The sequence below is a fragment of the Piscinibacter sp. genome, assembly GCF_050175855.1.
In the GTDB taxonomy this organism is placed as follows: domain Bacteria; phylum Pseudomonadota; class Gammaproteobacteria; order Burkholderiales; family Burkholderiaceae_C; genus Piscinibacter.
The window spans coordinates 1-6,204 of record NZ_JBFXIO010000314.1 but is presented as its reverse complement, the minus strand read 5'-3'; the positions used below and the strand labels follow the sequence as shown (position 1 = coordinate 6,204).

9 protein-coding genes are annotated in these 6,204 nt (G+C 68.7%); 3 read left to right on the top strand and 6 right to left on the bottom strand.

The features are described 5' to 3' along the window. Positions 1-43 precede the first annotated feature (43 nt). From pqqC to pqqE, 3 genes are read left to right on the top strand one after another with little or no spacing between them, the layout of a single operon-like run. Complete coding sequence (gene pqqC / locus AB7U92_RS19935; RefSeq protein ID WP_428581026.1) at positions 44-757, top strand: pyrroloquinoline-quinone synthase PqqC; 714 nt, start codon at positions 44-46, stop codon at positions 755-757. Beyond that, positions 754-1,029, top strand: coding sequence for a pyrroloquinoline quinone biosynthesis peptide chaperone PqqD (gene pqqD, locus AB7U92_RS19930; protein ID WP_428581024.1), 276 nt, complete (start codon positions 754-756; stop codon positions 1,027-1,029). Before pqqC ends, pqqD begins: the two co-directional genes overlap by 4 nt. A 4-nt stretch (positions 1,030-1,033) precedes the next feature. Next, positions 1,034-2,152, top strand: a complete 1,119-nt coding sequence (gene pqqE, locus AB7U92_RS19925) for a pyrroloquinoline quinone biosynthesis protein PqqE (RefSeq protein ID WP_428581021.1) — start codon at positions 1,034-1,036, stop codon at positions 2,150-2,152. Here the strand turns inward: pqqE and AB7U92_RS19920 are convergent, their stop codons facing one another. From AB7U92_RS19920 to AB7U92_RS19895, 6 genes are all read right to left on the bottom strand, one after another. After that, positions 2,153-2,767, bottom strand: coding sequence for a c-type cytochrome (locus AB7U92_RS19920; RefSeq protein WP_428581018.1), 615 nt, complete (start codon positions 2,765-2,767; stop codon positions 2,153-2,155). It lies immediately after the preceding gene. Between the two features lie 84 nt (positions 2,768-2,851). Beyond that, the gene (locus AB7U92_RS19915) at positions 2,852-3,373 is read right to left on the bottom strand and encodes a thioredoxin family protein (protein WP_428581015.1); all 522 of its coding nucleotides are present in this window, start codon (positions 3,371-3,373) and stop codon (positions 2,852-2,854) included. A gap of 8 nt (positions 3,374-3,381) precedes the next feature. Beyond that, positions 3,382-4,206, bottom strand: coding sequence for a quinoprotein dehydrogenase-associated SoxYZ-like carrier (locus AB7U92_RS19910; RefSeq protein ID WP_428581012.1), 825 nt, complete (start codon positions 4,204-4,206; stop codon positions 3,382-3,384). Positions 4,207-4,222: 16 nt separating this feature from the next. Next, complete coding sequence (locus AB7U92_RS19905) at positions 4,223-5,206, bottom strand: MBL fold metallo-hydrolase (protein ID WP_428581009.1); 984 nt, start codon at positions 5,204-5,206, stop codon at positions 4,223-4,225. Positions 5,207-5,216: 10 nt separating this feature from the next. Further along, positions 5,217-5,750, bottom strand: a complete 534-nt coding sequence (locus tag AB7U92_RS19900; RefSeq protein WP_428581006.1) for an SRPBCC family protein — start codon at positions 5,748-5,750, stop codon at positions 5,217-5,219. Positions 5,751-5,796: 46 nt separating this feature from the next. Beyond that, on the bottom strand, positions 5,797-6,204 hold a 408-nt coding region (locus AB7U92_RS19895), incomplete at its 5' end, for a YncE family protein (RefSeq protein ID WP_428581003.1).

Genomic DNA, 6,204 nt, shown 5'->3' with positions numbered 1-6,204 from the left:
GGCATCGTGCCTTGCGAGGAAGGCATGACCATCGAGCTCAGAGATGACGACATCGCCTGCCTGGGACCGAGTCGAGTTCGAAGCCAAGCTGCGCGAGCGCGGCCGCTCGTACCACATCCACCACCCGTTCAACGTGATGCTCAACACCGGCAAGGCGACGCCGGAGCAGATCCGCGGCTGGGTGGCCAACCGCTTCTACTACCAGATCGCGATCCCCATCAAGGACGCGGCGGTGATGTCGAACTGCACCGACCGCGAGGTGCGGCGCGGCTGGATCCAGCGCATCCTCGATCACGACGGCTTCGAGATCGGCGGCGTGAAGGATCCGGGCGGCATCGAGGCCTGGCTGCGCCTGGCCGAGGCCGTGGGCCTGACGCGCGAGGAGGTCGAAGACCAGCGCCACCTGATCCCGGCAGTGAAGTTCGCCGTCGATGCCTACGTCAACTTCGCCCGCCGCGCGCCGTGGCAGGAGGCGGTGTGCTCGTCGCTCACCGAGCTGTTCGCGCCCGAGATCCACAAGCAGCGCCTGGCCACCTGGCCCGAGCACTACGCCTGGATCGAGCCCGAGGGCCTGAGCTACTTCCGCAACCGCGTCAGCCAGGCGCGGCGCGACGTGGAGCAGGGCCTGGCGATCACGCTGGACTACTTCGACACGCGGGCGCTGCAGGAGCGGGCGCTGGAGATCCTGCAGTTCAAGCTCGACATCCTGTGGGCGATGAACGACGCGATGGCGCTCAAGTACGGCGTCAACCCATGAGCCCGTTGAGCGTGGACAGCCGCCCCCGCGTTGGCGCAGGTTTCCGTCTGCAGTGGGAGCCGGCACAGAGTTGCCACGTTCTGCTGTACCCCGAGGGCATGGTCAAGCTCAACGGCAGTGCGGGCGAGATCATGAAGCGCTGCGACGGCCAGCGCAGCATCGGCGAGATCGTGGCCGAGCTGGAGGCCGCCTTCAATGCGCAAGGCCTCCAGGGCGACGTGCGCGCCTTCGTCGAGATGGCCGCGAAGCAGCGCTGGCTCACCTGGAGCTGACGTCATGACCCCGTCCACCGTGGGCCCGCCGCTGTGGCTGCTCGCCGAGGTCACGTACAGGTGCCCGCTGCACTGCGTGTTCTGCTACAACCCCATCGACTACGCGACGCAGCCCGAGGAGCTCTCCACCGGCGACTGGCTGCGCGTGCTGCGCGAGGGCCGCGAGATGGGCGCGGTGCAGCTGGGCCTGTCGGGCGGCGAGCCGCTGCTGCGCGACGACCTGGAAGAGATCGTCGCCGAGGCGCGGCGGCTGGGCTACTACTCCAACCTGCTCACCTCCGGCGTCGGCCTGACCGCCGAGCGCGCCGCGGCGCTGAAGGCGGCCGGGCTGGACCACGTGCAGCTGTCGTTCCAGGACAGCACGCGCGAGATGAACGACTTCCTCTCGCACACCAAGACCTTCGAGCTGAAGAACCGCGTGGCGAAGATCATCAAGGACCAGGGCTGGCCGATGGTGATGAACGTGGTGATCCACCGCCTGAACATCGACCACATCGGCCGCATCATCGAGATGGCCGCCGAGCTTGGCGCCGAGTACATCGAACTGGCCAACACGCAGTACTACTCCTGGGCCTTCGTCAACCGCGCGCAGCTGCTGCCCACGCGTGAACAGTTGAAGCGTGCCGAGGCCGTGACCGACGAGTGGCGCAAGAAGCTCGAGGGCCGCATGCGCATCTTCTTCGTCGCGCCGGATTACCACGAGGGCAAGGCCAAGAAGTGCGTCAACGGCTGGGGCAGCATGTTCCTCACCGTCACGCCCGACGGCACGGCGTTGCCCTGCCACACGGCGAAGATGCTGCCGGGCCTCACCTTCCCCAACGTGCGCGAGACCTCGCTGCGCGAGGCCTGGTTCGATTCCGACGGCTTCAATCGCTTCCGCGGCACCAGCTGGATGAAGGAACCTTGTTCATCCTGTGAGCACAAGGAAGAAGATCTGGGTGGCTGCCGCTGCCAGGCCTACCTGATCGCGCAGGACGCCGAGGCCGCCGATCCGGTGTGCCGCAAGAGCCCGCACCACGACAAGGTGCTGGCCGCAGTGGCGCAGGCCGAGGCCGGCGTGACCGAACACCCGCTGGTGTTCCGCGACCCGAAGGAGTCGCGCCGACTGGCTGGCGCGACCTGATCAGCGGGACTGCACGTAGGCCGCCACGGCCTTGAGCTGCTGCGGCGTCATCGCCGAGATCTCGTTCTTCATCACGACGCCGTGCGGACGCAGCGGCGTGCGGAAGGCCTGCAGCTGCTTGTAGACGTAGTCGGCCTTCTGGCCGGCCAGGCGCGGGAAGCCCGAGGCGCCCTCCGCGTTGTCGCCGTGGCACTGCTTGCAGGGCAGCACGCCCTTGTCGGGCAGGCCCTTGTCGTAGAGGGCCTTGCCCACCGCCTCGAGCTTCGGGTTGGTCGACTTGCCCGGCGCCGGCTTCTGGGCGGCGTAGTAGTCGGCGAAGCCCTCGATCTGCTCGTCGGTCAGCAACGCCGAGATGCCCCACATGTAGGCCTGGATGTCGGTCTCCGAGCGCGACTGGCTGCGGAAGTCTTTCAGCTGGCGGATCGTGTACTCGCGCATCTGGCCGGCCAGCGACGGGATCAGCGGCTTGGTGCTGTTGCCGTTCTCGCCGTGGCAGGAGGCGCAGACGTGCACCGCGCGCTGCACCGAGTCGAGATCGGCCTTGGAGTTCTGGGCCTGCGCGCCTGCGGCTGCGGCGATGGCGGCCAGGATCAGGAGGTTCTTCAAGCTTGTCATCGTGTCCCTCTCACGGGTTGGCTTTCAGGCGCATTCTGAAAGCGTCACCCGTGACGAGGCTTGCGGTGAGTCAAGCCAGCGACGCTACTGCTCGAGCCGCAGGATCTCCAGTTGCTCCGGCACCGTCTCGAAGGTACCGGTGCCCGCGGGCATCTGCATCAGCGTCTTGCCCTGGCCGTCGAACAGCCACACGCTCGGGTAGACGAGCTGCCGGGCGCGCTCGTCGCCGAGGGCACGCATGAAGTCGGCATAGGGCAGGGCCTTGTCGCCGAGGCGGAACCACAGCCGGTCGGCCTGCACCGACAGGCTGCTCCTCATCTCGTAGACGATCCATTCCTTGGCGAAGTGCGGCGCCAGCTCGGCAGCGTTCTTCTCGAGGAAGGCCTCGTACTTGCGGCAGAAGGCGCAGTCGTGAGCGCCGAGATAGAGGTACAGGCGCTTGTTCTCGCGCCGGGCCCGCTCGATGGCTGCGGTGAGATCGAACTCGTAGCGCTGCGGCGTGCCCGTCGGCTTGATCTCGGTGGGCGAGTAGCGTGCCGGCACGCCGGCGCTGGCCGACAGCGAGGCCAGTCCCAGCAGGGTGGCGGCGAGGGCGCGGCGCAGCATGGCCGACCTCAGCCGACGGCCAGCGTGCCGAAGAACTGGGCTTCCTTGGTGTCGGTCACGTCGGCGCGCAGTTCGCCCTTGCCGTGCGGCACGAAATGGAAGCGCAGCGTCGGGTTCTCGCTGACGGAGAAGTCCAGCTCGGCGTCGAACACCTTGCGGCCGGCGTAGCTGACGCGGATCGAGCGCACGAAGTGCGGCGGGATGAACATCACCGTCTGCTGGTTCAGCTCGAAGCCGGTGTCGTTGGGGTGCAGCACGGTCACGTCGGCCGCCACCGGCTGGTCCATGCGCACGTCGCCGGCGAGCTTGAGCAGGGTCTTGCCGATCAGGTGCGGCGAGTCGCGATTGGGTGGCGCCGAGCAGCCGCCGGAGGTCTTCACGTAGCGCGAGTCGGTGTGCAGCGTGCCGTCGGACAGCTCGCTGACCACGCGCACGTGGCTGTATTCGTCGACGCGAAGCCGGGTCTCGAAGTCGGCCTGGCCGACCTCGGTGGTCAAGTCGAGCACCGCCGCAAGCTGCGAGGGGTTCTTGTCGACCACCAGGAACAGGCGGCGCACGTACAGCTCGGGCTTCTGCGGCAGCTTGGAGACCACCTTCACCGGCACCGAGGCGCCGTAGGCCGCGCGCAGCGGCGCGATCAACTGCACCGTGCCTTGGCCGGGCTGCAGCGTCTTGCCCGGGAACAGCTTGCCGGCCAGGCGCTCCCACTCCGGCGAAGAGGCATCGTGCGTGGCGCTGGGCAAGCCGCCCGGCGCGGCGAAGGCGCTGGCCGGCGCGATCGCCAGCGCGGCGAGGCCCTGCAGGGCGTGGCGGCGGTTGCGGTCGGGATGCATGGACAACTCCTCGGGACTACTTGAACAGCATTTCGCGCTCGAAACGCAGGAACGCGATCGACGCATTGCGGCGGTGGATCAGATCGTACTGGTCCCAGTGTTCATACGCTGGCAACTCGCCGGCGTCGGGCACCTCGAGCAGCGAGGTTCCCGAGGCCACCAGGCCGCGCATCTTCCTCTCGAGCGCGACGAGGTAGCCCTCCACGGTGTCGATCAACACCGCTGGCGAGGCGCTGCCGTGGCCGGGCACCACCTGCTCGACGCGCAGGCCGCGCAGCGCCGCCAGCGCCTTCTTCCAGGCGGCCAGGTCGCCGTCCTGGATGTCGGGAACGCGCCCGGCATCGAGCAGGCCGCCGGCGAACAGCGTGCCGCTGGCCTCGTCGAACACGGCGATGTCGCCGGGGCCGCTGGCGTGGCCGAAGTACAGCACGCGCACGGACCTGCCGATGCCCTCGACGGCGTGAGGCTCGTCGAACTGCTGGTCGGGCTTGTACATCGCGGTGCCGGCCAGCGGCGCCTCGCCGACCACCTGGCGCAGCTGCTTCAGGCAGTTCTCGCAGCGCGCCGCCATCAGCCGCGCCGTGCGGCTGTGCATGCGTACCGGGATGCCGGCGTCCTGGAAGGCCTTGCCGCCGAACAGGAACTCGGGCCGCGTGTGGGTGACCAGCGCCAGCTTGACCGGCTTGTCGGTCACCGCGCGGATCGCCGCGAGGATGGCGCGGCCATGCGCGTACGAGGTGCCGGTGTCGATGGCCACCACGCCGGTCTCGCCGACGATGAAGCCGGCGTTGCCGATGCGGCCGAGGTTGGCTTCGTCGGCGCTGCCGCCGGTGCCCGGCAGCATGTAGACGCCGGGGGCCAGCGCACGCGCCACCGGCGGTGCCCCGGGCACGGCCGGCGGCTGCGGCGGTGCCGACGCACAAGCCGCCGCCCCGAGCACGCCCAGCACGCAGAGCGCGAGCAGCGCCTGCCGGCGGATGGTGCGAGCCGAGGGCTTCATCGCTGCCAGGCTACTTCTTCTCGGCTATCGCCTTCAGGTTGGCCAGGCCCGCCTTGTAGACGCCGGTGATGGCGGCCACCGCGGCCTCGTCGTTCTGGTCGGGCGGCGGGTCGTTGTTGGGGTAGCCGCGGTAGAAGGCGCCGCGCCACTCCACCACCGAGCCATTGCCTTCGGCCTTCACGGTGATCGTCGAGGTGTAGTTGGTGACCGGCAGCGCGCCGCCGTCCTTGGCGCGGTAGCTGTAGCGCATCTTGGCGGCGTCGTAGGCTTCCAGCGTCTCGGTCAACGCGCCGCCGTTCTTCAGCTTGATCTGGCGCACCGAGCCTTCCTCGTTGCCCTTGTCGGCCGGGCTCTCGGCCACCGCCGGGTGCCAGTTCTTCAGCGCGTTGAAGTCCTTGACGATGGCCCAGACCTTGTCGGCCGGCACGTCGATGGCGACGGTCTCGGTGACCTTCTGCCGCGTCGGGCCGTGGGCTGCGGCGGGGGCTGCCAGCATGGCGGCGAGGGCCAGGCCGGTGAGCCATCGCAGGGAGCGGATCTGCATAGGGAATCTCCTCGTGGTTCTTGGAAGTGGAAACTGAAAGAAGGGGTCAGGGCGCGGCCGGCGCGCCGATGAAGGCGCCGAAGCCGCGGCTGTTGGTGCCGGTCTCGATGGTGGCCAGCGTGCGGCCGGAGGGGGCATCGAGCACGGCGACGTTGTCGTCCATCCAGTTGACGACGTAGACGCGGTCGCCGTGCGCGGCGATGCCTTCCGGATAGGCGAAGCCGGGCAGGGTGCGCTGCACCGTCAACGATTCGGCGTCGATCACGCTGACGGTGTTGCCGTGCTGGTTGGTCACGTACAGCAGCTTGCCGCCTGCGGCAAGTGCGGCGCCATAGGGTGCCTTGCCGACCTTGACGGTGGCGCTTACCGCCATCGTATGCAGGTCGATCACCGAGACGTCGTCGGAAAGCACGTTCAGCGCGTAAAGGCGCTGGCGCGGCGCGTCGAGCAGCAG

What these genes read in the sequence shown, in the direction of transcription:
- AB7U92_RS19900 (WP_428581006.1), bottom strand. Translation starts at nt 5,750, where the DNA reads ATGCAGATCCGCTCCCTGCGATGGCTCACCGGCCTGGCCCTCGCCGCC.
- pqqD (WP_428581024.1), top strand. Translation starts at nt 754, where the DNA reads ATGAGCCCGTTGAGCGTGGACAGCCGCCCCCGCGTTGGCGCAGGTTTC.
- AB7U92_RS19905 (WP_428581009.1), bottom strand. Translation starts at nt 5,206, where the DNA reads ATGAAGCCCTCGGCTCGCACCATCCGCCGGCAGGCGCTGCTCGCGCTC.
- pqqC (WP_428581026.1), top strand. Translation starts at nt 44, where the DNA reads ATGACGACATCGCCTGCCTGGGACCGAGTCGAGTTCGAAGCCAAGCTG.
- AB7U92_RS19915 (WP_428581015.1), bottom strand. Translation starts at nt 3,373, where the DNA reads ATGCTGCGCCGCGCCCTCGCCGCCACCCTGCTGGGACTGGCCTCGCTG.
- pqqE (WP_428581021.1), top strand. Translation starts at nt 1,034, where the DNA reads ATGACCCCGTCCACCGTGGGCCCGCCGCTGTGGCTGCTCGCCGAGGTC.
- AB7U92_RS19920 (WP_428581018.1), bottom strand. Translation starts at nt 2,767, where the DNA reads ATGACAAGCTTGAAGAACCTCCTGATCCTGGCCGCCATCGCCGCAGCC.
- AB7U92_RS19910 (WP_428581012.1), bottom strand. Translation starts at nt 4,206, where the DNA reads ATGCATCCCGACCGCAACCGCCGCCACGCCCTGCAGGGCCTCGCCGCG.